Genomic DNA, 24,763 nt, shown 5'->3' on the forward strand with positions numbered 1-24,763 from the left:
GCGGGCGGAAGCCCGACGACGGGCCCTACGCTCGATGCATGGCCCGGCAGCCCGACGGCAGGATCGTGGTCGGCGTGGACGGCTCCCCGGCCTCCCGCGCCGCCGTCCGCTGGGCGGCCCGCCTGGCCGGCCTGAGCGGCGCCCCGCTGGAGGCCGTGACCGTCTGGGACTTCCCCTGCCTGTACGGCGAGCACGGGTTCGTCCCGCCCGCCCTGGACGGCTTCGGGCCCGAGCGCCGCGCCGCCGAGATCCTCGACGAGACGCTGGCCGCCTGCCCCGAAGGGCTAGCCGTCCGCCGCCACCTCGCCGCCGGAGCGCCCGGCCCCACCCTGGTGGCCGCCGCCGAGGGGGCCGCCGCCCTGGTCGTCGGCAGCCGGGGCCGCCGCGCCCCGCCGGGGGCCGTGCTCGGCACCGTCTCCCTGTACTGCCTCCACCACGCGGGGTGCCCGGTCGTGGTCGTCCGGGCCTGAGCATCAGCCCCGGAAGAGGTCCCGGAAGTCAGCCCCGGAAGAGGTTGTGCCCCACGTCCGACGGCACCTTGTCCTGGACGGGCTTGCTGTCCCCGCCCGGCACGTGCTCGCCCGGGATCGGCTCGGTGCCCTCCCGGTGCAGCAGCACCACGCCGTCCTCGGCCCAGATCTGCCGGTACCCGTGGGCCAGCAGCAGCTGGATCCGCTCGGCCTGCTGCTTGTCCGTCTCGAACGGGAACGAGCGCTTGTCCGACCGCGTGAGCACGTACTCGCGCCCGCGCGGGGTGCCGTCCACCAGCACCACGTCCGCCCGGGCGGTGAGCCGCGGCGCGATCTGGTTGTCCGCCTCCACCGACGCGCCGTCGGGGACGAGCGCGGCCGCCCGGACGAGCGCCGCCTCGCTCGTCTTGGGCTGCCAGGAGGACGGCACGGCCAGCTGCGCGAGCCCGAGCGGCACGGCGGCGACCAGCGCGCAGCCCGCCGCGGCCAGGCCCAGGAGGCGGCCGCGGCGCGCCGTGCGCTCCTCGGCCATCAGCCGGCCGGTCACCTCGACGGCCGCGGTGAGCAGGATCGGCCACAGCATGGAGTCGTAGTGGCGGGCGATCGACCAGTGGTTGGGGTTGCTGGAGAGGATCCGCTCGGCCAGCAGCGGCACCGCGCACAGGACGGTCGCCGAGCGCAGCGGCAGCAGGAACATCGTGCCGAAGAGCCAGAGCAGCAGCAGCGGCTTGAGCGGCTGGTCGAAGGCGGCCTGGACCAGCAGGAACGGGTTGCCCAGCAGGTTGTGCAGGGCGTCCCCGGCGTCGCTGCCGATCGAGCCGTAGTTCCAGTAGTAGCCCGGCTCGCCGCCCATCGCCGGGATCAGCCACTTGATCGCGACGGCCGAGGCGAGCGGTCCGCCCACCAGCAGCCCGATGCCGGTGTACCGGCCGGCGCGGTCCCCGGAGCCGCGCAGGCGCAGCAGCAGGACCAGTCCGTACGCGGCCACCATCAGGCCGAGGTCTTCCTTGGTGCAGCACAGCAGGACGGCGGCCAGGGCCACCATCCGGTACTTGCGGGCCAGGCCGCGTTCCAGCATCAGCAGGGTCAGCGGCACGGCGAAGGCCACCTCGTGGAAGCCCACCCGGGAGGCGACCAGCAGCGGCCACCCGAGGGCGTAGACGAGGCCCGCCAGGTCGGCGGCGCGCCGGGCGGTGGTCGGGGCGGTGTACGCGAAGGCGTGGACGGCGATCCGCCGGATCAGCGGCACACCGGACGCGAAGAGCAGGGCCTGCCCGAGGATCAGCGAGCGCGGGTCGTCCCAGATCCAGTACAGCGGCGCGAGCAGCGCGAGGACCGGCGAGAAGTGGTCGCCGAGGAGCGAGAAGCCCGGCGGGAACTCGTGGTGGTAGCTCTTCAGCGTCGAGACGGGCAGCCCGAAGTGGGCGTAGCCGCGGATGCCCTGGTCGAAGATCCCGAGGTCGAAGCCGCCGAGCGCGACCGAGGTCCAGCCCTGCAGCCCGATGGCGCACATGACGGCGAAGCACAGGACGCCGAGCAGCACGGTGCGCCGGGCCGGGCTGCCGGCCAGCGCCGAGCGCACGGCGGCGCCGGGCAGCCGGGCGGGGGCGGGTGTCGCGGAGCGGGTGTCGACGGCCATGGTCACGCCTGCTTCGTCAGGGCCGCGTCCGCGCCGAGCTCGGCGCGGCGGAGCACCTCGTCCGCCTCCGCTCCGAGCTCGCCCGGGCCGCCGCGCAGGCGGTACAGCCGCAGCGCCACGACGACCAGCAGGGCGATGCCGAACGGCGCGTAGACCGAGGACGGCAGCTGCCAGTACCAGGCGACGCCGAGCCCCCAGCGGTGCGGCACGGTCCACATCGCGTGCGAGAGGAACACCGCCAGGGCCACCCCGAGCAGGACCTTGCGCCCGGTGGTCCTGGCCTCCACGGCCAGCAGGGCGAGCAGCGGGATGCACCACACCCAGTGGTGGGTCCAGCTGATCGGCGACACCAGGAGCGCCGTGAACGCGGTGCACAGGGCGCCCCACGCGTCGGCGCGCCGCAGCGAGCGCGAGCGCCCGGCCAGGACGGCCACGCCGAGGCCGAGGATGCCGACGGCCGCGCACGCGGCCAGTCCGGCGAGGCCGGGCTCGTTGCTGCTGAGCAGTCGGCAGACGGCGCCGCGCAGCGACTGGTTGTCGGCGATGACGGTGACCCCGACCCGGCTCGGGTCCCACAGGTACTTCGTCCAGAACCCGAAGGTCGCGTCGGGCAGCACGAGCCAGCCGACCAGTCCGGCCGCCAGGAAGGTGCCCCCGGAGACCAGCGCGGCCCTGATCCGGCCGGTCAGCAGCAGGTAGACCGCGAACAGGCCGGGGGTGATCTTGATGGCGGTGGCCAGGCCGATGCCCACGCCCTTGGCGCGGCTGCGGTCCGGGCGGGTCAGGTCCCACAGGACCAGGCACAGGATGCCGAGGTTGACCTGCCCGTACTGGAACGTGGTGAAGACCGGCTCCAGCCAGACGCCGAACCCGGTCGCGAGGAGCACGGCGGCGGTGCGGTGCCGCGCGGCCGGCCGGCCGACCAGGCGGAAGGAGAGGTGGGTGGCGAGCGCCAGCAGGCCGAGGTTGAGCAGCTGCACCAGGACGCGCAGCGTGCTCACGTCGAACCAGGTGCTCGGCACGAACAGCATCGCGGCGAACGGCGGGTACGTGGCGGGCAGGTCCCAGCCGGGCAGCCGCATCGCGTACAGGTCCTGGCCGTGCACGACGGCCGCGCCCTCGGCCCGGTAGACGAGCATGTCGACCATCGTCTGGCCGTGGAAGTGGCGCACGACGGCGTACACCGCCAGGGAGAGCGCCGCGAGGCAGCCCGCGACGACCACGCTCGGAGCCGGTCCTCCGGGGGCTGGAGTGGTGCCGCGGTCCTCCGCGTCCGTCCGTCGTGCCCACCGTGTCAGACCGAACTCGCGCACCGCGATGGCACCCCGTTGAGATAGACCAGATCGTTCCCTCGTCGCCGTCTGGGCCAACCCACCATAACCGACCCCCCTGAGGGCCGACCGTGGCTCCGGAACCGGCGGGAGCGGCGTCGTGTGACCTTCTTCACAGGCCGCCGGCGGGACCGGACCGACCGCCAGGACACCCGCCCCCGCGGGCAGTTGACGCGAACGCCGCCACAAAGCAGGAACCCCGCCCGGTCTTGTCGACCGGGCGGGGCCCTTGTTGGGTGGAGCTGAGGGGATTCGAACCCCTGACCCCCTCGATGCGAACGAGGTGCGCTACCGGACTGCGCCACAGCCCCAACGAGAAGAAACTTTAGCACCTTTCGGAGGGGGTCCGTGACCACCCCCCGATCCCGCTGCCGGCCGGGGCCCGCGGCCACTCACTCGTTGGCGGCGCGCGGGCGGGTCTCGGGGGCCGGCGGCTCGGCGTACTGATCGAAGAGCGGGGTGTTGCGCGACTCGGTCGGACGCCCGGCGGTCCACGTCCCCGGGGCCGTCAGGTCCAGGCCGCGGGAGACCCGCGGGGCGACCGGCGCCGTCACGTACGTCGGCAGCGGGACGGGCACCGGCTCCCAGGAGTCCGGGCCGGCCGCGCCGCGCTCGCGCATGCCGTCGACCCACTCGTCGTGCTCCGTCGCCTCCACGAGCGCCGAGGCCGACGACGCCGCACCCCGGACCTCCTCGGGCCCCGGGGCCAGCCGCAGGTGCGGACGGCGGGCGACCCGCGGCTCGGCCGGGGCCGACGGCTCCGGCGGGGCGACGACCGCGGTCTGCACCTCGTCGGCCGCCCGGGCCTCGGCGCGCTGCTGCTCGCGCTTGCGCAGCCGCTCGGCGGCCTGCGCGGCCCGGACCCGGTCGAGCTTCACCTCGTAGCGCTGGCGCTCCAGCTTGCGCAGGTGACCGATGTAGAGGGTCAGGAGGACCGCCGGGACGGCCGGCACCCACAGGAAGGCCAGTCCGGCCACCGCCGCGACCACCGCGCCGAGCGCGAAGGCCAGGAAGAGGGCGGTGACCATCCGGCGCCGGCGGGCCAGCAGGCGCGCCCGGCGCTCCGCCCCGCCCGGCGGCGCGGGGACCGGGGCCGGCCGCCCGGGCCGCTCGGGCCGCTCCGCCGGGGGCTCGGGCTCCCGGTCCGCGGGGTCGCCGGAGACGGCCTCGTCCCGTGCGGGAGGGCCGTCGCTGCTCTGCTCGTCGTCACGCGATTCGTCGCCCAGGGACCGGGCCGCCCGCCGCTCCAGCGCCGAACGCCCGGCCAGCAGGCGGATGGCGGTGCTGAAGCGTTCCGTCGGGCGCGCCTCGTTGAGTTCGTCCTGCCTGCGAAGCCACATGGGCACCAGATAGGCGGCCCAGGCCCCTACGATGACGGCGTAGATAAGGCCGCTACTGCTCACGATTCACACCGTACGGGCGACGGGGAAGGCCCGACAGCAATTTGACGCGGCGTGTCGTGTGATCAAGCTGATTCTCCGACTATTTTGACGGCATTTGTGACCGTCCGTCTCCACGTCGATGCCATATCGATATTTGATTCGAACATACATTCAATTATCGCGACCCGCAGCCGAACTGAGCGCCCGCCAGCGTTCCAGCATCCCCTCGGGGACCTCCTCGGCGGTCAGCGCGTACACGAGGTGGTCGCGCCAGTCGCCGTCGATGTGGAGATAGCGCGGGCGCATTCCCTCCGGACGGAACCCGAGCTTTTCCACCACCCGGCGGCTCGGGGTGTTCTCCGGGCGGATGCAGACCTCGATCCGGTGCAGCCCGAGGTTGCGGAAACAGTGGTTGACCGAAAGCGCCACGGCGGTGGGCATGATGCCGCGGCCGGCCACCGCCTCGTCGACCCAGTAGCCGACGTTGGCCGAGCACATCGAGCCCCAGGTGATTCCGCCGACGGTCAGCTGGCCGACCAGCCGGCCCTCGTGGAGCACGACGAAGGGCAGCATCCGCCCGGCCGAGGCCTCCCCGCGCAGGAAGCGGACCATCTGCCGGAAGGTCGGGCGCGGCCCGGCCGCCTGGCCGGCCGGGCCGGGCGGCACGGTGGCCTCCCAGCGCCGCAGCCAGTCCCGGTTGCGGCGGCTGACCTCCTGCCAGTCGCGCTGGTCGCGCACCCTGATCGGGCGCAGCGCGACCTCCCCCTCGTGGAGCTCTACCGGCCAGCCGGCGTTCAGTGCGCTCTCCCGGGTGCCGCGTCGTCGGGCCGGGGGTGGTCCCCTCCGCCGAGCTGGTCGACGGCGTGGGCGAGCAGCGGCTCCAGCACGGCGAGGCCGTCCCGGACGCCGCCGGTCGATCCCGGCAGGTTGACGATCAGCGTACGTCCGGCGAGACCGGCCAGCCCGCGGGAGAGCGCCGAGGTCGGCACCTTGTCGCGGCCGTGCGCGCGGATCGCCTCGGCGATGCCGGGGACCTGCCGGTCGATGACCCGGGCGGTCATCTCGGGGGTGAGGTCCATCGGCGAGATGCCGGTGCCGCCGGTGGTCAGCACGACGTCGTAGCCGGCCGCGACGGCCTCCCGCAGGGCCGCCTCGACGGGCTCGCCGTCCGGCACGACGCGCGGGCCGTCGGCGGTGAAGCCCATCGCGGTCAGCCCGGCGACCAGCAGCGGGCCGCCCTTGTCCGCGTAGACACCGGCCGAGGCGCGGTTGGAGACGGTGACGGCCAGCGCCTTCCCTGCCGACGCCTTCATGCGCCCACCCCCGGGGCGAACCAGTCGCCGCTCTTGCCGCCGGTCTTGCTGAGCACCCGGACGAACTCGATGGCGGCGCCCTTGTCCACCGCCTTGACCATGTCGATGACGGTCAGCGCGGCGACCGTCACGGAGGTCAGCGCCTCCATCTCGACGCCGGTGCGGTCGGCGGTCTTCACGGTGGCGGTGATCTCGACCGCGTCGTCGGCGACGGCGAGGTCGACCTTCACGCCGGAGACGGCGATCGGGTGGCAGAGCGGGATCAGGTCGGGCGTCCGCTTGGCGCCCATGATCCCGGCGATCCGGGCGACCGCGAGGGCGTCGCCCTTGGGCACGCCCTCGCCGCGCAGCAGTTCGACCACTTTCGGGGAGACCCTGACCCGGCCGGCCGCGACGGCGGTGCGCGCGGTGGTGGCCTTCTCGGAGACGTCGACCATCCGGGCCGCGCCCTGGTCGTCGACGTGGGTGAGGCGGTCGCCGGGGGGAGGTGTGGTCACGGGGGCTCCAGGGGCGCGCAGATCGAATACCGCGCTACCGTACAGCTCCCCCGCCCCGCCGCGTGGGAGGGGCCGGATCACGGGACGGGACGGACCTCAGGAGTCGAGCAGGACCACGTCCACGGAGCTGCCCGCGGGCAGCTCGGTGACGTCCTCGGGGACGGTGATCAGGCAGTTCGCCCGGGCCAGCGCGCCGACCAGGTGGGACTCGGCCCCGCCGACCGGCTCGACCGTGCCGTCCGGCGCGTACCGGCCGCGCAGGAACTGCCGCCGCCCTGCCGGGGAGCGCAGCGCCGCCGGGCAGAGCGCGCGGACCACCGGGCGGTGCACGTCGGGGGCGCCGAGCATGGTGCGGATGACCGGGCGGACGAACAGCTCGAAGGAGATGTAGGCGCTGACCGGGTTGCCGGGCAGGGCGAGCAGCGGCACGCCGGCCGAGCCCGCGGAGGCGCCGATCCGCCCAAAGCCCTGCGGCTTGCCGGGCTGCATCCGCAGCCGCCGGAAGTCGACGCCGCCGTAGGACTCGAAGACCTCCTTGACCACGTCGTACGCGCCGACGCTGACGCCGCCGCTGGTGACGATGAGGTCGGCGCGGCCGAGCTGGTCCTCCAGGACGGCGCGCAGCCGGGCGGCGTCGTCCGGGACCCCGCCGACCCGGTAGGCGATGGCGCCGGCGTCCTGGGCCGCGGCGGTGAGGGTGAAGCTGTTGGAGTCGGAGATCTGGCCGGGGCCGACGGGCTCGCCGGGCTGGACCAGCTCGCTGCCGGTGGACAGCACGACCACCCGGGGGCGCGGGCGGACCTTCACGGTGGCCCGGCCGATCGCGGCGAGCAGGCCGAGCTGGGTGGGGCCGAGCCGGGTGCCGGCCTCCAGGACGCGCGAGCCGGCCGCGACGTCGCTGCCGCGGCGGCGGATGTGGGCGCCCTCGGCGACCGGGCGCAGGACCCGGACCTCCTCGTCCTCGACGGCCGCGGTCATCGCGTCGGCCGCCTCGCCGGTGCCGGTGCCGCCGTCGGTCCACTCGACCGGGGCGACGGCCTCCGCGCCGGGCGGGACGGGGGCGCCGGTCATGATCCGGGCGGCCTGGCCCGGTCCGACCCGGGGCAGTTCGCCGGCGCCGGCCGCGATGTCGCCGACCACGGCGAGCACCGAGGGGTACTCGGCGGTGGCGCGGACGGTGTCGGCGGTGCGGACGGCGTACCCGTCCATCGAGCTGTTGTCGAAGGGCGGCAGGTCGCCGTCCGCGAGCACGTCCTCGTCGAGCCGGCAGCCGCGGGCGTCGAGCAGGCCGAGTTCGATGGCCGGCAGCGGGGTGACGGCGGCGAGGACGTCGGCGAGGTGCTCGTCGACCGTCCACAGGCGAGGAGCCGCCGGTACCGGGTCCGCGGTGGCGTCGCAGCAGGCTGCGGCGGCGCTGTGGCTGTGCTCGGACCCGGTCATCGGCGGCTCGCTCTCGGTCGGTGTGTCAGTCCTGCAGCTCGGTGGCGACGAACTCCCGCAGCCAGGAGCGGAACTCCGGGCCCAGGTCCTCGCGCTCGGAGGCCAGTCGGACGATAGCGCGCAGGTAGTCGGCGCGGTCGCCGGTGTCGTAGCGGCGGCCCTTGAAGAGCACGCCGTGCACCTGGCCGCCGGACTCCGCGTCGCGGGTGGTCAGCTCGCGCAGGGCGTCGGTGAGCTGGATCTCGCCGCCGCGGCCGGGCGGGGTCTCGCGCAGCACGTCGAAGACCGAGGGGTCGAGGACGTAGCGGCCGATGACGGCGTAGTTCGACGGGGCGTCGGCGGTGTCGGGCTTCTCGACCAGGTCGGTCACCTGGAAGACGTCCTCGCCGAAGCCGTTCGCCTTGACGGCGGCGCAGCCGTACAGGTGGATCTGGGAGGGGTCGACCTCCATGAGGGCGACGACCGAGCCGCCGAGCTCCTGCTGGACCTCGATCATGCGGGCCAGCAGCGGGTCGCGGGGGTCGATCAGGTCGTCGCCGAGGAGGACGGCGAAGGGCTGGCCAGCGACGTGCTGCTCGGCGACCGAGACGGCGTGGCCGAGGCCCTTCGGGTCGCCCTGGCGGACGTAGTGCATGTTCGCCAGTTCGACGGACTCGCGGACGCGGCGCAGGCGGTCCTCGTCACCCTTGCGGGCGAGGAGCTCCTCCAGCTCGTAGGCGCGGTCGAAGTGGTCCTCCAGGGCGCGCTTGTTGCGGCCCGTGACCATCAGTATGTCGGACAGCCCCGCGGCGGCGGCCTCCTCGACGACGTACTGGATGGCCGGCTTGTCGACGACGGGCAGCATCTCCTTCGGCGTGGCCTTGGTGGCCGGGAGGAAGCGGGTGCCCAGTCCGGCCGCGGGTACCACGGCCTTGGTTACCGGAATTCGAGTGTTGGTCGTCGTCATGCGCAAACCTTACTAAGGCACGTTTTCAGCCGTCCGGGCGCGGTCGGGCGGCTGGGGAAGCCCGTCGCCGGGGCCGGCCGCGGTGGCAGGCGTCTGGGAAATGACCGGCTGGGAGAGGGGGTCCCCGCCGGCACAGGGCGACAGACTACCCGGCTTTTCCGAACGGTCACGTTCGGCAGTCGGACCGCCCTCCGTACCGGAAGTGACGGGCGCGCGGTGCCCGGCCGGCAGGCTGCCGCGCCAGCAGTCGCCGCCCGCCGCGCGGGCCCCGGCGAGCGCCCGGTCGGCGGCCCGGAGCAGGACGGCCGCGTGGGTGCCGTCCTCGGGGAGCACGGCGACGCCGACGGCGGCGGTGAGGCCGTTGCCGCGCGCCGGGCGGGGCTCGCGGGGGCCGGAGGACCAGTCGAGCAGCAGGTGCCGGCGCACCGACCAGACCAGCCGCTCGGCGACCTGGGCGGCGCCCTCGGCGCCGGTGTCCGGCAGGATCACCAGGAACTCCTCGCCGCTGTAGCGGCCGAGGGTGTCGGACCGGCGGATCTCCATCGCCAGGCGCTGGGCGAGGTCGCGCAGTATGGCGCCGGCCCGCGCGCGCCCGTGCTCGGTGACGATCGCGTCGAAGCCGGCGATCTCCAGGAGCAGCACGGCCAGCGGGCGCGGCCCCTCGTGCTGGTCGGACTGCTCGGCGCGGCGGGCGCGCTCGATCTCGCGGTCCAGGGTGAGCTGGAGGTGCCGGTAGTTCCACACGCCGGTGAGCGGGTCGCAGGAGGCGGTGCGCTCCAGTTCGGCGCAGCGGCCCTCCAGCTCGGCGACCCGCTCGTGCAGCAGCGCCTCCCGGTCGGCGGCCTCGCCGTGCGCCCGGCGCAGCCGCAGGCCGAGCACGGTGGTGCCGGCCAGCGCGGGGACGCTCAGCGCGGCCAGGGCGTGGACCAGCAGCGGGGTGGGCAATCGGGGCGCCCTTTCGCGTGTCAGGCTCGGCCCGTCGGTGGCGGGGGCCATGGCGGGGTTCAGAGGACCTCGGAGCAGAGCAGGGGAGATCCCATGCACAACGAGAAGAGCGGGCTGAGGACACGGCTGCTGGCCGATCGCCGGGCACTCACCGGGGAACAGCGCACGGAGGCGGCGCACGCGCTGGCCGTGCACGCCGGGGGGCTGGCCGCGCCGGGGGCCACGGTCGCCGCGTACGTCTCGGTCGGCGCCGAGCCCGGGACGGGGCCGCTGCTGGACGGACTGCGGGCGCGGGGCGTGCGGGTGCTGCTGCCCGTCCTGCTGGCCGACAACGACCTGGACTGGGCGGTGTACGAGGGCGTGGACGCGCTGGCCCCGGCCGGGCGCGGGCTGCTGGAGCCGGTCGGGCCGCGGCTGGGGCCGGAGGCCGTCGTGGGGGCGTCGGTGGTGCTGCTGCCGGGGCTGGCGGTGGACCGGCGCGGCCTGCGGCTGGGCCGTGGCGGCGGCAGCTACGACCGGGTGCTGGCCCGGCTGGAGCGGGCCGGGGCGCGGCCGGTGCTGGCGGTGCTGCTGTACGAGCACGAGCTGCTGGCGGAGGTGCCGGCCGAGCCGCACGACCGTCCGGTGGACGTGGCGGTCACGCCGTCGGGACGCCACCCGCTCGGGTGATCCCGGACCGCGCGGCGGGCCCGGAGACGGCGGTGGCCCCGGAGACGGCGGTGGCCCCGCTCGCGTTCGAGCGGGGCCACCGGTGCTCCGGGCGTCAGCCGTTGGTCAGGACCAGTTTGTGCTTGGTCGCCTTCTCGACCGCGTCCGGCGTGTAGGCCCAGGTCAGCAGCTTGCCCTTGAGCCAGAGGTCGGTCTGGTCGTTGTAGTTCTCGTGGAAGGCGTGGCCGGAGGCGCCGCCGACGTTGACCCAGCGCGAGGAGTCGAAGTCGCTCAGGTCGACGACCATGCGCATCGACGGGATCCAGTCCACCTGGTAGCCGGCCGCCGCGTTCCAGCCCGCCGCGTCGACCGCCGCCGAGCTGCCGGAGAGGCGGTACGGGCCGCGGTTGAGCAGCTTGTGGACGACGCCGGAGGCGATCGACGAGTCGTCGGTGCCGAGGGTCTGCTCGCGCAGCGTCAGCTTGTGCAGGCGGCCCCAGCTCCAGCTGGAGACGTCCTTGCTGAGCAGCGAGGTCAGCTCCTGGCGGGCGTTCTTCATCGCCTCCTGGAGCAGGTTGTCCAGGCCCTTCTGCTCCTTGTGCTGCGAGTCGATGTACGTCCACCAGGTGCTGTCGGGCTTGCTCAGCTGCTGGCGCACGACCTCGGTCCAGCGGTCGCCGCCGTCGGGCTGGGCCTTGTCCGGGTCGCGGGTGCCGCACTCGGTGACGATCTTGCTGGAGCTGTCGGGCTTGGTCGGGTCGTCCTGCTGGCGGACCAGCAGGCAGTTGCCCTTGGCGCGGATGTCGGCCGGGAACTTCTGGCCGAACGCGAGGGTGAGCAGCTGGCGCCAGACCGCGTTGTAGTACGCGGCGGCGGCCGAGTCGGCGTCCTGGTGGTAGTTCCAGTCCTTCAGGAGGTCCTGGGCCTCGCGCACGTACGGGTCGTCGATCTGCTGCTTGAGCAGCAGCGGGACGAGCGTCTTGGCCATGACGCTGGTGTTGTCCAGCTGCAGGGTCTGCATGTCGTCCGGCGAGATCTTGCCGTTGTTCTTGAGCAGGCCGTCGATCTGGTCGGTGATCTCCTTGGCCCGGGTGCCGTACTCCCAGTCCTTGGTGATGCCGTACTTGTACGTCGGGTCGACCACGGCCTGGTTGGCGGTGACGATGTAGCCGGCGGACGGGTTGAAGCTGTACGGCAGGGCGGCGAAGGGGATCGAGCCCTTCCACTGGTAGGCGGAGTCCCAGCCCGGGGCCGGGAGCGTGCCGTCGCCCTTGCCGCGGACCGGGATGTCACCCGGGGCCTGGTAGCCGATGTTCTTCGCGTCGGCGTAGATCAGGTTCTGCGCGGGGACGGCGAAGTCCTTGGCGGCGTTGCGGAAGTCGTCCCAGTTCTTCGCCTTGTCCAGCTCGAAGACGGCGTCCATCGTCTTGCCGGGGTTCAGCGCCGTCCACTGCAGGGCGACGCCGTAGCCGCCGGTGCCGCGGTCGGGGGCGGCGCTGCCGTTCGGGGCGTACTTGCCGACGTTCTGCTGCTCGGTGCTCTGGTCGGAGATGAGCGGGGCGCCGGTCTGGGTGGTGCGGACGGTGATGGTGCGGTCCTCGCCGCCGGCGACCTTGATGGTCTCCTTGCGGAGGTCGAACTTCACGTCCTTGCCGTCCACCTGGTAGGTGTCCGGGCCGGTGACCTTCTCCAGGTACAGGTCGGTCACGTCGGCGCCCAGGTTGGTGAAGCCCCAGGCGACGTCCTTGTTGTGGCCGATCACCACGCCGGGCATGCCCGCGAAGGTGAAGCCGGTGACGTCGAACTGGCAGGCCGGCGAAACGGTGCGGCAGTGCAGGCCCGTCTGGTACCAGACCGAGGGCAGGCCGGGGCCGAGGTGCGGGTCGTTGGCCATCAGCGGCTGGCCGGTCGTGGTGTGCGAGCCGGCCACCACCCAGGAGTTGGAACCGATGCCCTGGCCCGGACGGCCGAGCAGCTGCGGCATCGCGTCGACCCGGTCGGTGAGGCCCTGCAGGAGCGCCTTGGTGGTGGCCGCGCCCTGCGCGGTGGGGACCGCGGGGTTGCCGGCGCCCGGCGCGGTGGAGCCGTCGGCCGGGCGGTAGGTGTCGCCCGAGACCGTGCCGGTCTTCACGATCGTGCCGTTGCGGGCGTACGGGTAGTCCGGGTACAGCTCGGCGATCTTGTCCGGGGTGAAGTCCTGGGACAGCAGCGAGCGGTCGATCTCCTCCTGGAGGTTCCCGGAGAGGTTCCAGGCCATCGCCTTGAGCCAGGCCACCGAGTCGACCGGGCTCCACTGCTCGGGCTTGTAGCCGCTGTTGACGGCGCCGAGCATCGCGTACTCCAGCGAGGCCTTCTCCCCGCCCGGGTGCTCGGCCAGCCAGGCGTTGACGCCGTCCGAGTACGCCTGGAGGTACTTCTTGGTCTCCGGCGAGAGCTTGGTGTCGAACTCCTTCTGCGCCACCTGGCGCCAGCCCATGGTGCGGATGAAGGAGTCGGTGTCGACCTGGGAGTCGCCGAACATCTCGGAGAGGCGGCCGGCGGTGATGTGCCGGCGGACGTCCATCTCCCAGAAGCGGTCCTGCGCCTGGACGTAGCCCTGGGCGCGGTAGAGGTCCTCGGAGGTGTCGGCGTAGATCTGCGGGATGCCGTTGGCGTCGCGCTTGACGTCGACCGGCGCGCTCAGGCCCGCGATCTTCACGGTGCCGTCGACCGTCGGGAAGGACGCGCGGACCGCGGCGACCCCCCGGTAACCGCCGTAGCCGACGCCGGCCACCAGCAGCACGACCAGCACGATCACGATCAGACGGGCGCGCCGGAACTTCTTGGAGCGGGGCATCTGGGTCCTTGCGGTCCTCGACTTCGGGGCGGGCGGGCGTGTCCAGGGCCTGCGGCCGTGACAGGGCACCACATTAGGCCGAGTCCATGGGACGGCGTGCACGGGGACGGCCCGGAACGGGGCCTGTGTGAGGAGCCCAACTAAAGATATGGCAAAATGTTAGAATGAGTAACGATCCGCAAGAGGAGTATTGACGGCTTCTTAACGGGTCCGCGGCTCACCCCGGTACCACCAGCACTACCCGCATCACCTGCATCACCGAGAGACTCCAGCACCACCAGCACCACCGAGAGACACCAGCACCACCGAGAGACACCCCGCCCGCCCCCATGCCTGCACGAGGTGCCCCTGCGTGAACGTCGACCACCTGAACCAGCTGCTTCTCGAGTTCTCCGTGATCCTCCTGGTCGCGGTGGTCGCCGTGCGGATATCGACCCGATCAGGGCTACCCAGCCTCCTCATCTACCTCGGGATCGGCGTCGCCCTCGGCCAGAACGGCATCGGCGTCACCTTCAACAACGCCGAGCTCACCCAGGTGATCGGCTACGCGGCCCTCGTGGTGATCCTCGCCGAGGGCGGTCTGAAGACCAGCTGGAGAGAGGTCAAGCCGGTGATGCCGGCGGCCACCGTGCTCGCCACCGTCGGCGTCGGGGTGAGCGTGTTCGTCACCGCCGCCGGCGCGCACTGGCTGGTCGGCCTGGACTGGCGCACCTCGATGCTGCTCGGCGCGATCGTCTCCTCCACCGACGCCGCGGCCGTCTTCTCCGTCCTGCGGATGGTCCCGCTGCCGCACCGGCTCACCGGCCTGCTGGAGGCCGAGTCCGGCTTCAACGACGCGCCCGTCGTCATCCTGGTCGTCGCCTTCGCCACCACCGGCGAGCTGGACTCCTGGTACGTCCTGCTCGGCACGATCGCCGCCGAGCTCGCGATCGGCGCGGTGATCGGCCTCGCGGTCGGCAAGCTCGGCGCGTTCGGGATCAAGCACGTCGCCCTGCCGTCCTCCGGCCTCTACCCGATCGCCGTCATGGCGCTGACCGTGCTCGCCTACGCGGGCGGCGCGCTGCTGCACGGCTCCGGCTTCCTCGCCGTCTACATCAGCGCCGTGATCCTCGGCAACGCCAAGCTGCCGCACGGCCCGGCGGTGCGCGGCTTCGCGGACGGCCTGGCCTGGATCGGGCAGATCGGGATGTTCGTCCTGCTCGGCCTGCTGTGCACGCCCGAGACGATGGGCGACGCGGTGATCCCGGCGCTCGTCATCGGCGGGGTGCTGGTCTTCCTCGCGCGGCCGCTGTCGGTGGTGCTCACCCTGACGCCGTTCCGGGTGCCCGGCAAGGAGCAGGCCCTGCTGAGCTGGGCCGGGCTGCGCGGGGCGGTGCCCATCGTGCTCGCCACCATCCCGGTGGTCTCGGGTGCGCACAAGGCCGAGGACGTCTTCAACATCGTCTTCATCCTGGTCGTCGTCTTCACCCTGCTCCAGGGCCCGACCCTGCCCTGGGTGGCCAGGCAGCTGAAGATCGGCGAGGGCGCGATGGGCCAGGACCTCGACATCGAGTCCGCGCCGCTGGAGAAGCTGCACGGCCACCTGCTGTCCGTCGCGCTCTCCCCCGAGTCCCGGATGTCCGGCGTGGAGGTCGGCGAGCTGCGGCTGCCCAAGGGGGCGGCGGTCACCCTGGTCGTCCGGGAGGGGAGCTCCTTCGTGCCGGACCGGGCGACGGTGCTGCGCGGCGGCGACGAGCTGCTAGTCGTCACGACGGACGAGGTCGGCGAGGCGGCGGAGAAGCGGCTGCGGGCCGTGGACAAGGGCGGCAAGCTCGCGGGGTGGCTGTACGGGAAGTGAGCCGTACAGTGGTGGCGTACCGGGCCTTTCGGGGCCTGGAAGCCCGTTCCGGCTTGGATCCGTTGGGGCCTAGCGCTATCTACGCGCGTAACTGTATGGTGGAAGAACACCGCTTTTTGACCAACCCAGCATCTGCCTGATGCAGAGTTGGCGCGACCGCTCGGCGGCTGCGGCCCGGCTCTCGGCAACCACGCCGGAGCGGCCCGGTATCTACCCCGGTCGACGCACGAGAGGACGACTCTCGGCGCCGTCGGGGCCACCCCATGCCCTTGCCGCGCTACCAGGCAGCAGGAAGGACGACCGTGACGGCCCGCCGAACGGTCGACGACGCCACGGACACCCCCACCGCCCCGGACGCCGCACCCGCGCGCGTCGGGTACGGCGCGCTGCTGCGCACCCCGGGTGCCTGGACGTTCCTGGCACCCGCGTTCGTCGCGCGGCTGCCCTACGCCATGCTCGGCATGGGCATCCTGATGCTCGTCACGGGCACCGGCGGCTCGTGGGGCACGGCCGGCACCGTCACGGCGGTCGCCGCCGTCGCCCAGGCCCTGATCGGCCCGCAGACCGGCCGGCTCGCCGACCGGTACGGGCAGGCCACCGTCCTCGTCCCGACCGTCTTCGTGCACGCCGCCTCGGTCGCCGCGCTGATCGTCCTCGCGAACGGCCACGCGCCGGCCTGGAGCCTGTGCCTGGCCGCCGTCCCGGCCGGGGCCAGCGTGCCGCAGATCGGCGCGATGGTCCGCGCCCGCTGGGTGGCCAAGCTCGGCGCCGAGGGCGCCTCCGCCTCCTCCGCCGCCAAGGTCGGCACCGCGTTCGCGTTCGAGTCCGTCACGGACGAGCTCACCTTCGTCGTCGGCCCGATCCTGGCCGCCAAGATCGCCACCTCGGTCAGCCCCTCCGCGAGCCTGATCACGGAGGCCGCGCTCACCTTCGTCGGCGGCCTGGCCTTCGCCGCCCAGCGCCGCACCGCGCCGGCCCGGATCGTGCCGCGGCCCGGGGCGCAGCGCGTCTCCGCGCTCGCCTCGCCCGGCGTCCGGCTGCTGGCCGGCGTCATCCTCGGCGTCGGTGCCGTGTTCGGCGGCATGCAGGTCTCGGTCAACGCCTTCGCCGACTCGGTCGGGCAGCACGCCGCGGCCGGCACCGTGTACGGCATCTTCGCCGGCGGCTCGATGGTGGCCGGCGTGCTCTACGGCGTGATCGCCTGGCGGCGCGCGGTGCAGCAGCGCATGATCACCAGCTACGCCCTGCTGGTGCTGGGCTGCTCGACGCTGTGGGCGATGCCCAACCTGGTCACCCTCTCGATCGCCGGACTGGTCTGCGGCCTGGCCATCGCGCCGACCCTGATCAGCGGCTACACCCTGGTCGAGACGCTGGTCGCGGACGGCGCCAAGACCGAGGCCTTCACCTGGCTGACCGGCGCCATCGGCCTCGGCCTGGCGGTCGGCTCGATGGTGGCCGGGGGGCTGATCGACAGCCACGGGCCGTCGGCCGGGTTCCTGGTGCCGGCCGTCGGCGCCGGACTGGGCCTGGCCGCGCTGGTCTCGATGCGGCACCTGCTGGCGCCGTCGGGCGGGGCGAGCACGGTGGTCGCCGGATCCGGCGCCGGCACCGTCCCGGCCGCGGCCGAGCCGCAGCTGGTGGGCGCCGCCAAGGGCTGACGGCGGCCCGACCGGGCCCATGTCACACCGGAGTCGCTGGACTCATCCAGCGGAATACCGCATCATTGACCATCGTTAGCACTCATCAGGCGCGAGTGCCAGGAGGAAGACAAGTGCCCACGTACCAGTACCAGTGCACCGAGTGCGGCAACGGCCTGGAGGCGGTGCAGAAGTTCACCGACGACGCGCTGACCACCTGCCCCGACTGCCAGGGGAAGCTGCGCAAGGTCTTCTCGGCCGTGGGCGTGGTCTTCAAGGGCTCGGGCTTCTACCGGACCGACAGCCGCTCCTCGTCGAGCAGCTCGGTGAGCTCCTCGACGTCGGGCTCGTCGACGACGTCCTCGTCGTCCGGGTCGTCCTCGACCCCGGCGTCGTCCACCTCGGGCTCGTCCTCCCCGGCTCCGGCCGCCGGCTGACCCCAGCACACACCGGAAGGCCCGCTGCCCCGCTTCACGCGGTGGCGGCGGGCCTTCCGCCGTTCTCGGGGCAGCTCCCTCATCGCCGGGCTCGTCAACGTTGACGGGCCCGGGCAGCTCGCACGGGTGTACGGAATCGTCCACAGGGCCAGGGTTTTCCACAGGCTGCGGATAACGTCTTCCGGCTTTCGCGGCGGACGCTCATCGTGGGGTCAGCAGAGACCGACCGACCCCGGAGGTGGTTCCCGATGAACGCCCTCAGCCACGCCGTCCCGCTGCCCGCACCCACCGTTCCGCCCCGGCGGGCCGTGCCGAGCTTCCGGCCGATCCGGCGCGGGGCCGGCGGGCGGCACCGCTGGTGGCGCGCCGTCCGGCGGCGGGCCGGGGTGCCGGCGCTGGTGCTGCTCGCGGTGGCCGCGGCGCTCGCGTTCGGGCCCGCACGGGCCGGGCTGCCACCGCCGTCCGGTGGCGCGCTGGGCCAGGCGGGTTGTCAATCCTGGGCTTCGGATGATCACCCGTAACCGGCCGACGACTCCGTCGTTCGAGGCGGCATGAAGGGCTTCAAGGAATTCCTGCTGCGTGGAAATGTCGTCGAGCTCGCCGTCGCCGTCGTCATCGGCGCGGCCTTCACCAACATCGTCAACGCCTTCGTCAAGGGCGTCATCAACCCGATCGTCGGTGTCTTCGGGACGAAGGACCTCGCGTCCTACAGTTCCTGCCTCAAGGGGCCCTGCGAGGTGGCCCCCACCGGCGAGGTCGTGTCCGGGATCCTCATCCTCTGGGGCTCGGTGCTCAGCGCCGTGCTCCAGTTCCTGATCACCGCCGCCGTCGTCTACTTCGTCCTGATCATTCCCATGAACCGCATGGCCGCCCGGCGCAAATCCCTCGCCGAGGAGGTGGCGGAGGCCGAGGCCAAGGAGGTCCAGCTGCTCACCGAGATCCGCGACGCACTGGTCGCCCCGCTGCGCTGAGCGCGGCCCGTCCCGTCCTGCCCTCGTCCCTCGTCCCGCTCAGTCCCCGTGGTGCGGCGGGCGCTGGCTCAGGTACCAGTCCAGCCCCCGCCCGCTCCCGGCCCCGGCCCCGGGGCGGTCGCCCCAGCCGGAGTCGGTGTCGTCCCGGGACTGCCGGTCCAGCGGGTCCCCGAAGACGAGGCGCGCCTTCGCCCGCGCCTGTTCCTTCGCCTCGCGCTCCCGCGCGGCCTGCTCCGGCTGATCCGGCGCCTCCTGCTCCTGCGCCCGGCCACTTGCCTGGCCCTGTCCCTGCTCGCTCACCCTGTTCACCCCGCTGCTCGACCCGGTCGTCCTGCCCCTCCAGCCTAAGAGCCCGAGACGGACCGCGGGCCCGGGTGCGGAGCGCTCCGCACCCGGGCCCGGTCCAGGGCTCGGTCCCCGCTCCCCGATCCCCTCACGTCCCTTTCCCCGTACGCCCTAACTCCCCTTGCGCCTTACGCCGCCTCGAAGCCGGCGTGGTCGGCGATCTTCTTCAGCTCGGCCAGCGCGTGCTTCTCGATCTGCCGGATCCGCTCCCGGGTGAGGCCGTGCTGCTTGCCCACCTCGGTGAGGGTGCGCTCGCGGCCGTCCTCCATCCCGTAGCGGGAGCGGATGATCGAGGCCGTGCGGTCGTCCAGCCGTCCGATCAGGTCGTCCAGCTCCTCGCGGCGGAGCATGACCATCACGGCGTCCTCGGGGGACGTCGCCCCGGTGTCCTCGACCAGGTCGCCGAACTGGGTCTCGCCCTCGTCGTCGACCGACATGTTCAGGCTGACCGGGTCGCGCGCCCAGTCCAGCACGTCCTTGATCCGGGCCTCGGTGGTGTCCAGCTCGGCCGCGATCTCGGCCGGCTCGGCCTCGCGGCCCAACTCCTTGGACTTCTCGCGCTGCACCCGCCGGATCCGCCCCAGCTCCTCGACCAGGTGCACGGGCAGCCGGATGGTGCGGGACTGGTCGGCGATCGAGCGGGTGATCGCCTGCCGGATCCACCAGGTCGCGTAGGTGGAGAACTTGAAACCCTTGGCGTAGTCGAACTTCTCGACGGCCCGCACGAGGCCCGCGTTGCCCTCCTGGATGAGGTCCAGCAGCGGGAGGCCGCTGCGCGGGTACCGGCGGGCGACCGCCACCACGAGCCGGAGGTTGGAGCGGATGAAGACGTCCTTGGCGCGCTCGGCGTCGTCGGCTATCGCCTCCAGCTCCTCGCGCGTGGCGCCCTCGGGGAGCCCGCCCTCCTCCAGCAGGTGCTGGGCGTACACACCGGCCTCGATCCGCAGCGAGAGCTCGACCTCCTCGGCGGCATCGAGCAGGGGCGTCCTGGCGATCTCGTCGAGGTACATGCCGACCAGGTCACGGTCGGCCTCAAGGTTGGTCGGGCGGGCCGCGCGAGTCCGGTCGGCCCTGTCGCGAACGACGGCACGGGTGGCCATGCTTGCTCCCTTTGCTGGTGTTGCCGAGGAATGCCTGCCTGCCCCGAGAGGGCAAGAATGCGGGCCCCGGGGGGCTCACACGTAACGATCCAACGAACAGATTCCGGACAACATTCCCAAGTTACTCAGATTCTTCCCCGCGATGCAGTATCCTGCCGGTTTTCACCCCGGTTCTGAACGCAGGGTGACCGGCCGGGCGCGTCGGGTGCGCGCGGCGCGACCATTTCGGAGCGGATATCCGGAGAACCCCCCGGGCGCCCCGCCCGTTCCCGCACACCCCACTCTCCACCCGCTCCCGCACCCCTGCGCACGCAGATCCTCCGCACAAAAGATGCGGAATCGCTATCACCTGGGCGCCCGATCAGCACAGGACGCTGGGAAGGTGTCAGGCATGCACCTGACCAACAGCGCGACTGCCGCCACTGTGCGTCACCGCCGGGCCCTTCGGGGCACGGCGCTGGCGGTGGGCTGCGCCCTGCTGTTCGGCCTGCTGGCCGTCCTGGTGACCCGCCACTGGCAACCCCTCTACCGGTTCGACCACGGCTGGATCGCGGAGACGCACTCCTACGCCCGTGGGCACCGGGCCTGGACGGCCGCGGTGCAGACCCTCTCCGACATCGGCGGCACGGTCACGATGCGTGTCCTGCTGGCCATCGCGGCCTGCTGGCTCTGGCTGATCGGCGCCCGGGTGCTCGCCGGGTGGGCCGTCGCGCAGGCCCTGGTCGGGTGGGGCGCCCAGTGGGCGCTGAAGCTCGCCTTCGGCCGTCAGCGGCCGTCGTTCACCGACCCGGTCTCGCACGCGGGCGGGCCGGCCTTCCCCTCCGGGCACGCGATGGCCTCCGCGATCACCTGCGCGGTGCTGGTCGGGCTGTTCTGGCCCCGGGCCGGACGCTCCGGGCGGATCGCCGCCTGCGCGGTGGCGACCGCGGCCGTACTGACCGTCGGCTGGACCAGGATCGCGCTCGGCGTGCACTGGCCGAGCGACGTGCTGGGCGGCTGGCTGGCGGCCGGCTTCGTGCTGGGCGCCGTCACCGCGGCGGTCGAGCTCTGGTGCCCGGGCGCCCTGGCCCGCGACATCCGGCGGGTCAACTGGCGGACCAGGCCCAGGGTTCAGCGCGTCATCGCGCCCTCCTTCCGGCCCGCCCGCGGCGACCGTCCGGCCGACGGCGCCGATCACCCCGACGGGGCCGCACTCTGACCGCCGTCCAGGGCCACGGCACTAGCGTGGCGGGCATGTCCCGTACCCAGGAAGCCCCCACCGAGTCCGCCGCCCACGCCCGTTACCCCGAGCGTCCGTTGCGGATCGCCACCGTCCAGGACCAGGCCGTCGCGGGCGACATCCCCGCCAACGCGGCCACCGCCGCCGGGCTCATCCGCGAGGCCGCCGCGGCCGGCGCCCGGCTGGTGCTGTTCGCGGAGAAGTTCCTCGCCGGCTACGAGCCCGGGCTGATCAGCGCCGATCCGCTCAAGTGCGCCGTCCAGCCCGGCGATCCGCGTCTCGCGCCGATCGCCGAGGCCTGCCGCGAGACCGGCACCGCCGCCGTGGTCGGCGCCGCCGCCCAGGACGGGCCGGACCTGCTCGTCTCCGCCTTCGTGTTCGGCCCGGACGGCACGGTCGTCACCCGCTACGACAAGCAGCACCTCTTCAAGACCGAGCAGTCCTACTACCGCCCGGGGACGGTCGGTTGCAGCCTGGAGCTCGACGGCTGGCGGCTCGGTCTCGGCATCTGCTACGACTCCGGCTTCCCCGAGCACGCCCGCTCCGCCGCGCTGGACGGCTGCCACGCCTACCTGGTCGGCGCCCTGTTCAGCACGGGCCACGGCCACCACGAGTCCCGCACCTGGTTCCCGGCCCGCGCGCTCGACAACACCCTCTACACGGTGCTCGCCAACCACATCGGCGTCACCGGCGGCTGGCACACCTGCGGCGGCAGCGCGGTCTGGGGCCCGGACGGCCGCCTGATCGCCGAGGCCGGCGAGGACCGCCGCGAGATCGTCCTCGCCGACCTCGACCCCGCCGTCCTGCGCGGCGCCCGGGAGACCGAGACCCTGCTCGCCGACCTGGCCGCCCACCCCACGCCCGCCGCCCGCGCCGGGCACGTCCTCGCCTGATCCCGCCTCAGCCGCGGGAGCCGCACGAGCGGCCCGGGAACGCCGAGAGGCCCCCGACCACACGGGTCGGGGGCCTCTCGCTGCTACGTGCCCCAGGCAGGATTCGAACCTGCGACACCGGCTTTAGGAGAGCCGTGCTCTATCCCCTGAGCTACTGAGGCGGGCCGTGTGGTCACAAGGCCGTCCACAGCGTACCGGATCAGGGGTGGGGGCGGTGGCGGTGGCGGATGGTGCGGGCGCCGACGGGGTGTCAGGGTGGGGCAAGTAGCCTTCAAGGAACGTGTTCGAAGTTCGGCTTTCCGATCGAAGGTCCAGATGCGCCCTGCTGTGCACCCCCTCGGCCGACTCCTGCGGTCCGTGTGGCTGTGGCCGGCTGTGGTGATGCTCGGCCTGGGGCTGTTCCGGCTGGGGACGCCGGTGCTGTGGCGGGACGAGGTCGCGACCTGGACGGTGGCGACCCGCTCCCTGCCGGACCTGCTGCGCCTGCTCCAGCACGTGGACGCCAGCAACGGCGCGTACTACCTGCTCATGCACGCCTGGACGGCGGTGTTCGGGGACTCGGCGGTCTCGCTGCGGCTGCCGTCGGTGCTGGCGATGGCCGGGGCGGCGGCGTTCGTGGGGCTCGCCGCCGAGCGGCTGTTCGGCGGGCGGGTGACGGCGGTCGGCTCGGGGCTGCTGTTCTGCGCGGTGCCGCAGGTGTCGCGGTTCGCCCAGGAGGCGCGCGCCTACGCGTTGGTGACCTGCGCGATCGCGGCGGCGACCTGGTTCCTGCTGCGGGCGCTGGAGCGGCCCGGGTGGCGGCGGTGGGCGCCGTACTGCGTGGCGATGGCGGTGGCGGGGGTCCTGCACCTGGTCTCGTTCAGCACGGTGGCCGGGCAGGCCGCCGTGGTGCTGCTGCACCTGTGGCGCACCCGCGGGACGGCGGACCGGCGGCTGCTGTGGCAGTACCCGGCGGCGGTGCTGGTGGCGGCGCTGCCGCTGGTGCCGGTGGTGGTGCTGGGCGCCCGGCAGTCGGAGCGGCAGCTGGGCTGGATAGGGACACCCACGCTGGACGCGCTGTGGCACTTCGGGGAGACCCTGGCCGGGGCGCCGGACGTGTTCATCGCCGTCGTCCTGCTGGCCGTCCCGGCCGTGGTGCTGCCGGGCCGGCGGGTGCAGGCGCTGCAGGCGCTGCTGCTGGCGGTGGTGCCGGTGGTGGGCGTCTGGCTGGTGTCGCAGGGCGGCACGTCGTACTTCGTCGACCGGTACCTGCTGTTCACCGTGCCCGCCTGGGCGGCGCTCGGCGGGGGCGGCGTCGCGGCGGTCTACAAGGCGCTGACGGGCCTCGCCCGGCGCGGCCCGCGGCGCAAGCGGCTGCGCGTGGCCGGGATGGCGCTGGCGCTGGCGCTGCTCGCGGTGCCCGCCTGGGCGGCGCTGCCGCGGCAGGCCACGGTGCGGTACGAGTCGGCGCACGCGCACGAGCCGTTCCGCGCGGCCGCCGGGCTGATCGCCGCCGGCTACCGGCCCGGGGACGGGCTCGCCGTCCCGCTGGGCGACCAGAGCTGGGCGATGATCGGCCCCGGCGTCGCCTACTACCTGCCGGCGGACGTACGCCCGTACCCGGTGTTCGTCGCGCAGGGCGCGGTCGAGGCGGCGGAGCTGTCGCCGACGGCGTGCGCCGTCCCGGCCGACTGCCTGGGGCGGGCCGACCGGATCTGGCTGGTCGTTCTCGGGCAGACCACGGACCCGCTCGCCGCGCTGCGGCCGGACGACGCCCAGGCGCTGCGGGCCCGCTACGGCGCCCCCACCCGGGTGACGCCGCTGGACGGTGCCACCCTGGCGCTGCTCGACCGCCGGGGCTGATCCGCGCCGACCCCGGATGCGGCCCGACCGGGCCCGGGCGACCATGGAGCCTCGTGACCGAGGAGGGCGCCCGTGACCGACCGGCCGAGCGGCCCGCCCGACGGCGGCGGCCACCGCGGTGGACGGACGGCCCGGCTCAGGGAGCGCGGCGCCGGGGCGGCCCGGTACGCGCGCGGCCTGCCCGACCGGGTGCCGCTGGTCGGCCGGGCGGTCCACCAGCTGGTCCGGGTGAACCTGCTGGACTGCGCCACCCGGCTCGCCGCACAGGCGTTCCTGAGCGCGCTGCCGGCGCTGTTCGTGGTGGCGGTGTTCACCCCGGTGTCCTTCCGCGACCACGTGCTGCGCGCACTGCGCAGCGAGCTGGGGATCCGCGGGGCGGCGGAGCAGTCGGTCGACCAGCTGCTGGCGAACGGGACGGGCGAGGCCGGCTTCGGCGTGCTCGGCGCACTGTTCACCCTGCTGTCGGCGACGGCGCTGAGCCGGGCGATCCAGCGGGTGTGCGAGCGCTGCTGGGAGCTGCCGCGCGCGGCGACCAGGCTGGCCGCCTGGCGCTGGCTGGTCTGGCTGCTGGTGTGGCTGGCCGCCCTGGTCTTCCAGGTGGCGCTGTGGGACGGCTTCGGGGCCGGCCGCTGGCTCGGGCTGCCGCTGACCTTCCTGGCCTCGACGGCGCTGTGGTGGTGGACGCAGTACCTGCTGCTGGGCGGCCGGGTGCGCTGGCCGCCTCTGCTGCCGGGCGCGCTGCTGTGCGGGGTGGCGGTGGTCGGCCTCCGCGTGGCCGGCCACGTCTACCTGCCGCGCGCGATGGCGCACAGCGTGGCGCGGTTCGGGACGTACGGGGTGGTGTTCACCGGCCTGTCCTGGCTGATCGCGAGCTTCACCGCGTACACGCTCGCGCTGGCGCTCGGGCGGGTACTGGCCGAGGAGGAACCCCTCGCGCGCCGGCTCGGGTCCGGAGCGGGTTGAGGGCCCGGACGCGGTGAGGGCCTGGACGCGGTGAAGGGGGAGCCGGTGGGCCCGGCTCCCCCTTCACCTTCG

Annotated in this window: 23 protein-coding genes and 2 tRNA genes; 11 read left to right on the forward strand and 14 right to left on the reverse strand. The window is 73.6% G+C overall.

The genetic code is table 11. The annotated features are described in order from the left end of the window. Positions 1-38 precede the first annotated feature (38 nt). On the forward strand, positions 39-470 hold the full coding sequence (locus tag ACFXDE_RS31045) for a universal stress protein (RefSeq protein ID WP_380497971.1): 432 nt from the start codon (positions 39-41) through the stop codon (positions 468-470). Positions 471-498: 28 nt separating this feature from the next. Here the strand turns inward: ACFXDE_RS31045 and ACFXDE_RS31050 are convergent, their stop codons facing one another. From ACFXDE_RS31050 to ACFXDE_RS31095, 10 genes are all read right to left on the reverse strand, one after another. Further along, complete coding sequence (locus ACFXDE_RS31050) at positions 499-2,109, reverse strand: DUF2079 domain-containing protein (RefSeq protein ID WP_380497972.1); 1,611 nt, start codon at positions 2,107-2,109, stop codon at positions 499-501. A gap of 2 nt (positions 2,110-2,111) precedes the next feature. Next, entirely contained in the window at positions 2,112-3,332 is a 1,221-nt protein-coding gene (locus ACFXDE_RS31055) for a glycosyltransferase 87 family protein (protein ID WP_380497973.1), read from the reverse strand. 345 nt (positions 3,333-3,677) lie between these two features. Then, positions 3,678-3,751: transfer RNA gene (locus ACFXDE_RS31060), tRNA-Ala, on the reverse strand. 81 nt (positions 3,752-3,832) lie between these two features. Further along, a complete protein-coding gene (locus ACFXDE_RS31065) occupies positions 3,833-4,843 on the reverse strand; it encodes a hypothetical protein (protein ID WP_380497974.1) in 1,011 nt (336 codons plus the stop codon). A 150-nt stretch (positions 4,844-4,993) separates the two neighbouring features. Then, positions 4,994-5,620 carry a GNAT family N-acetyltransferase gene (locus tag ACFXDE_RS31070; protein ID WP_380443846.1) on the reverse strand — a complete coding sequence of 209 codons (627 nt, stop codon included), beginning with the start codon at positions 5,618-5,620 and terminating at the stop codon, positions 4,994-4,996. Then, positions 5,617-6,135, reverse strand: a complete 519-nt coding sequence (locus tag ACFXDE_RS31075; protein ID WP_380443832.1) for a molybdenum cofactor biosynthesis protein B — start codon at positions 6,133-6,135, stop codon at positions 5,617-5,619. The genes ACFXDE_RS31070 and ACFXDE_RS31075 overlap by 4 nt, the downstream gene beginning before the upstream one ends. Beyond that, positions 6,132-6,572 carry a cyclic pyranopterin monophosphate synthase MoaC gene (gene moaC / locus ACFXDE_RS31080; protein ID WP_380498012.1) on the reverse strand — a complete coding sequence of 147 codons (441 nt, stop codon included), beginning with the start codon at positions 6,570-6,572 and terminating at the stop codon, positions 6,132-6,134. The genes ACFXDE_RS31075 and moaC overlap by 4 nt, the downstream gene beginning before the upstream one ends. A gap of 156 nt (positions 6,573-6,728) precedes the next feature. Beyond that, complete coding sequence (glp, locus tag ACFXDE_RS31085) at positions 6,729-8,072, reverse strand: gephyrin-like molybdotransferase Glp (RefSeq protein WP_380443828.1); 1,344 nt, start codon at positions 8,070-8,072, stop codon at positions 6,729-6,731. A gap of 25 nt (positions 8,073-8,097) precedes the next feature. Next, positions 8,098-9,018 carry a UTP--glucose-1-phosphate uridylyltransferase GalU gene (gene galU / locus ACFXDE_RS31090; RefSeq protein WP_380443826.1) on the reverse strand — a complete coding sequence of 307 codons (921 nt, stop codon included), beginning with the start codon at positions 9,016-9,018 and terminating at the stop codon, positions 8,098-8,100. 12 nt (positions 9,019-9,030) lie between these two features. Next, positions 9,031-9,963, reverse strand: coding sequence for a GGDEF domain-containing protein (locus tag ACFXDE_RS31095; protein WP_380497975.1), 933 nt, complete (start codon positions 9,961-9,963; stop codon positions 9,031-9,033). Positions 9,964-10,056: 93 nt separating this feature from the next. Between ACFXDE_RS31095 and ACFXDE_RS31100 the strand changes: the two genes are divergently transcribed. After that, positions 10,057-10,632 carry a 5-formyltetrahydrofolate cyclo-ligase gene (locus ACFXDE_RS31100; RefSeq protein WP_380443822.1) on the forward strand — a complete coding sequence of 192 codons (576 nt, stop codon included), beginning with the start codon at positions 10,057-10,059 and terminating at the stop codon, positions 10,630-10,632. 94 nt (positions 10,633-10,726) lie between these two features. Here ACFXDE_RS31100 and ACFXDE_RS31105 read toward each other — a convergent pair whose 3' ends face one another. Continuing rightward, on the reverse strand, positions 10,727-13,447 hold the full coding sequence (locus ACFXDE_RS31105) for a penicillin acylase family protein (protein ID WP_380497976.1): 2,721 nt from the start codon (positions 13,445-13,447) through the stop codon (positions 10,727-10,729). A gap of 352 nt (positions 13,448-13,799) precedes the next feature. Between ACFXDE_RS31105 and ACFXDE_RS31110 the strand changes: the two genes are divergently transcribed. The 5 genes from ACFXDE_RS31110 (at position 13,800) to mscL (ending at position 18,329) form a co-directional block, all read left to right on the forward strand. Next, positions 13,800-15,284, forward strand: a complete 1,485-nt coding sequence (locus tag ACFXDE_RS31110; RefSeq protein ID WP_380443818.1) for a potassium/proton antiporter — start codon at positions 13,800-13,802, stop codon at positions 15,282-15,284. A gap of 302 nt (positions 15,285-15,586) precedes the next feature. Continuing rightward, complete coding sequence (locus tag ACFXDE_RS31115; protein WP_380497977.1) at positions 15,587-16,942, forward strand: MFS transporter; 1,356 nt, start codon at positions 15,587-15,589, stop codon at positions 16,940-16,942. A gap of 113 nt (positions 16,943-17,055) precedes the next feature. Further along, positions 17,056-17,358 carry an FmdB family zinc ribbon protein gene (locus tag ACFXDE_RS31120; protein ID WP_380497978.1) on the forward strand — a complete coding sequence of 101 codons (303 nt, stop codon included), beginning with the start codon at positions 17,056-17,058 and terminating at the stop codon, positions 17,356-17,358. 248 nt (positions 17,359-17,606) lie between these two features. Then, complete coding sequence (locus ACFXDE_RS31125; protein ID WP_380497979.1) at positions 17,607-17,879, forward strand: hypothetical protein; 273 nt, start codon at positions 17,607-17,609, stop codon at positions 17,877-17,879. A 30-nt stretch (positions 17,880-17,909) separates the two neighbouring features. Continuing rightward, the gene (gene mscL, locus ACFXDE_RS31130) at positions 17,910-18,329 is read left to right on the forward strand and encodes a large conductance mechanosensitive channel protein MscL (protein ID WP_380497980.1); all 420 of its coding nucleotides are present in this window, start codon (positions 17,910-17,912) and stop codon (positions 18,327-18,329) included. Between the two features lie 39 nt (positions 18,330-18,368). Here the strand turns inward: mscL and ACFXDE_RS31135 are convergent, their stop codons facing one another. Together ACFXDE_RS31135 and ACFXDE_RS31140 are read right to left on the reverse strand one after the other, a co-directional pair. Next, positions 18,369-18,629, reverse strand: coding sequence for a hypothetical protein (locus ACFXDE_RS31135; RefSeq protein WP_380497981.1), 261 nt, complete (start codon positions 18,627-18,629; stop codon positions 18,369-18,371). A 173-nt stretch (positions 18,630-18,802) separates the two neighbouring features. Beyond that, complete coding sequence (locus ACFXDE_RS31140; protein WP_380443808.1) at positions 18,803-19,774, reverse strand: sigma-70 family RNA polymerase sigma factor; 972 nt, start codon at positions 19,772-19,774, stop codon at positions 18,803-18,805. Between the two features lie 391 nt (positions 19,775-20,165). Here ACFXDE_RS31140 and ACFXDE_RS31145 point away from each other — a divergent pair, with 391 nt between their 5' ends. Together ACFXDE_RS31145 and ACFXDE_RS31150 are read left to right on the forward strand one after the other, a co-directional pair. Next, positions 20,166-20,972, forward strand: a complete 807-nt coding sequence (locus ACFXDE_RS31145; protein WP_380497982.1) for a phosphatase PAP2 family protein — start codon at positions 20,166-20,168, stop codon at positions 20,970-20,972. A gap of 35 nt (positions 20,973-21,007) precedes the next feature. Then, entirely contained in the window at positions 21,008-21,886 is an 879-nt protein-coding gene (locus tag ACFXDE_RS31150; RefSeq protein ID WP_380497983.1) for a carbon-nitrogen hydrolase family protein, read from the forward strand. 88 nt (positions 21,887-21,974) lie between these two features. Here ACFXDE_RS31150 and ACFXDE_RS31155 read toward each other — a convergent pair. Continuing rightward, a tRNA-Arg gene (locus ACFXDE_RS31155) sits at positions 21,975-22,047 on the reverse strand. Between the two features lie 154 nt (positions 22,048-22,201). Between ACFXDE_RS31155 and ACFXDE_RS31160 the strand changes: the two genes are divergently transcribed. Further along, on the forward strand, positions 22,202-23,728 hold the full coding sequence (locus ACFXDE_RS31160; RefSeq protein ID WP_380497984.1) for a glycosyltransferase family 39 protein: 1,527 nt from the start codon (positions 22,202-22,204) through the stop codon (positions 23,726-23,728). A 72-nt stretch (positions 23,729-23,800) separates the two neighbouring features. After that, positions 23,801-24,691, forward strand: coding sequence for a YhjD/YihY/BrkB family envelope integrity protein (locus ACFXDE_RS31165; RefSeq protein WP_380497985.1), 891 nt, complete (start codon positions 23,801-23,803; stop codon positions 24,689-24,691). The last annotated feature ends 72 nt before the right edge of the window (positions 24,692-24,763 follow it).

It is taken from the genome of Kitasatospora sp. NPDC059408 (genome assembly GCF_042751525.1).
Classification (GTDB): domain Bacteria; phylum Actinomycetota; class Actinomycetes; order Streptomycetales; family Streptomycetaceae; genus Kitasatospora.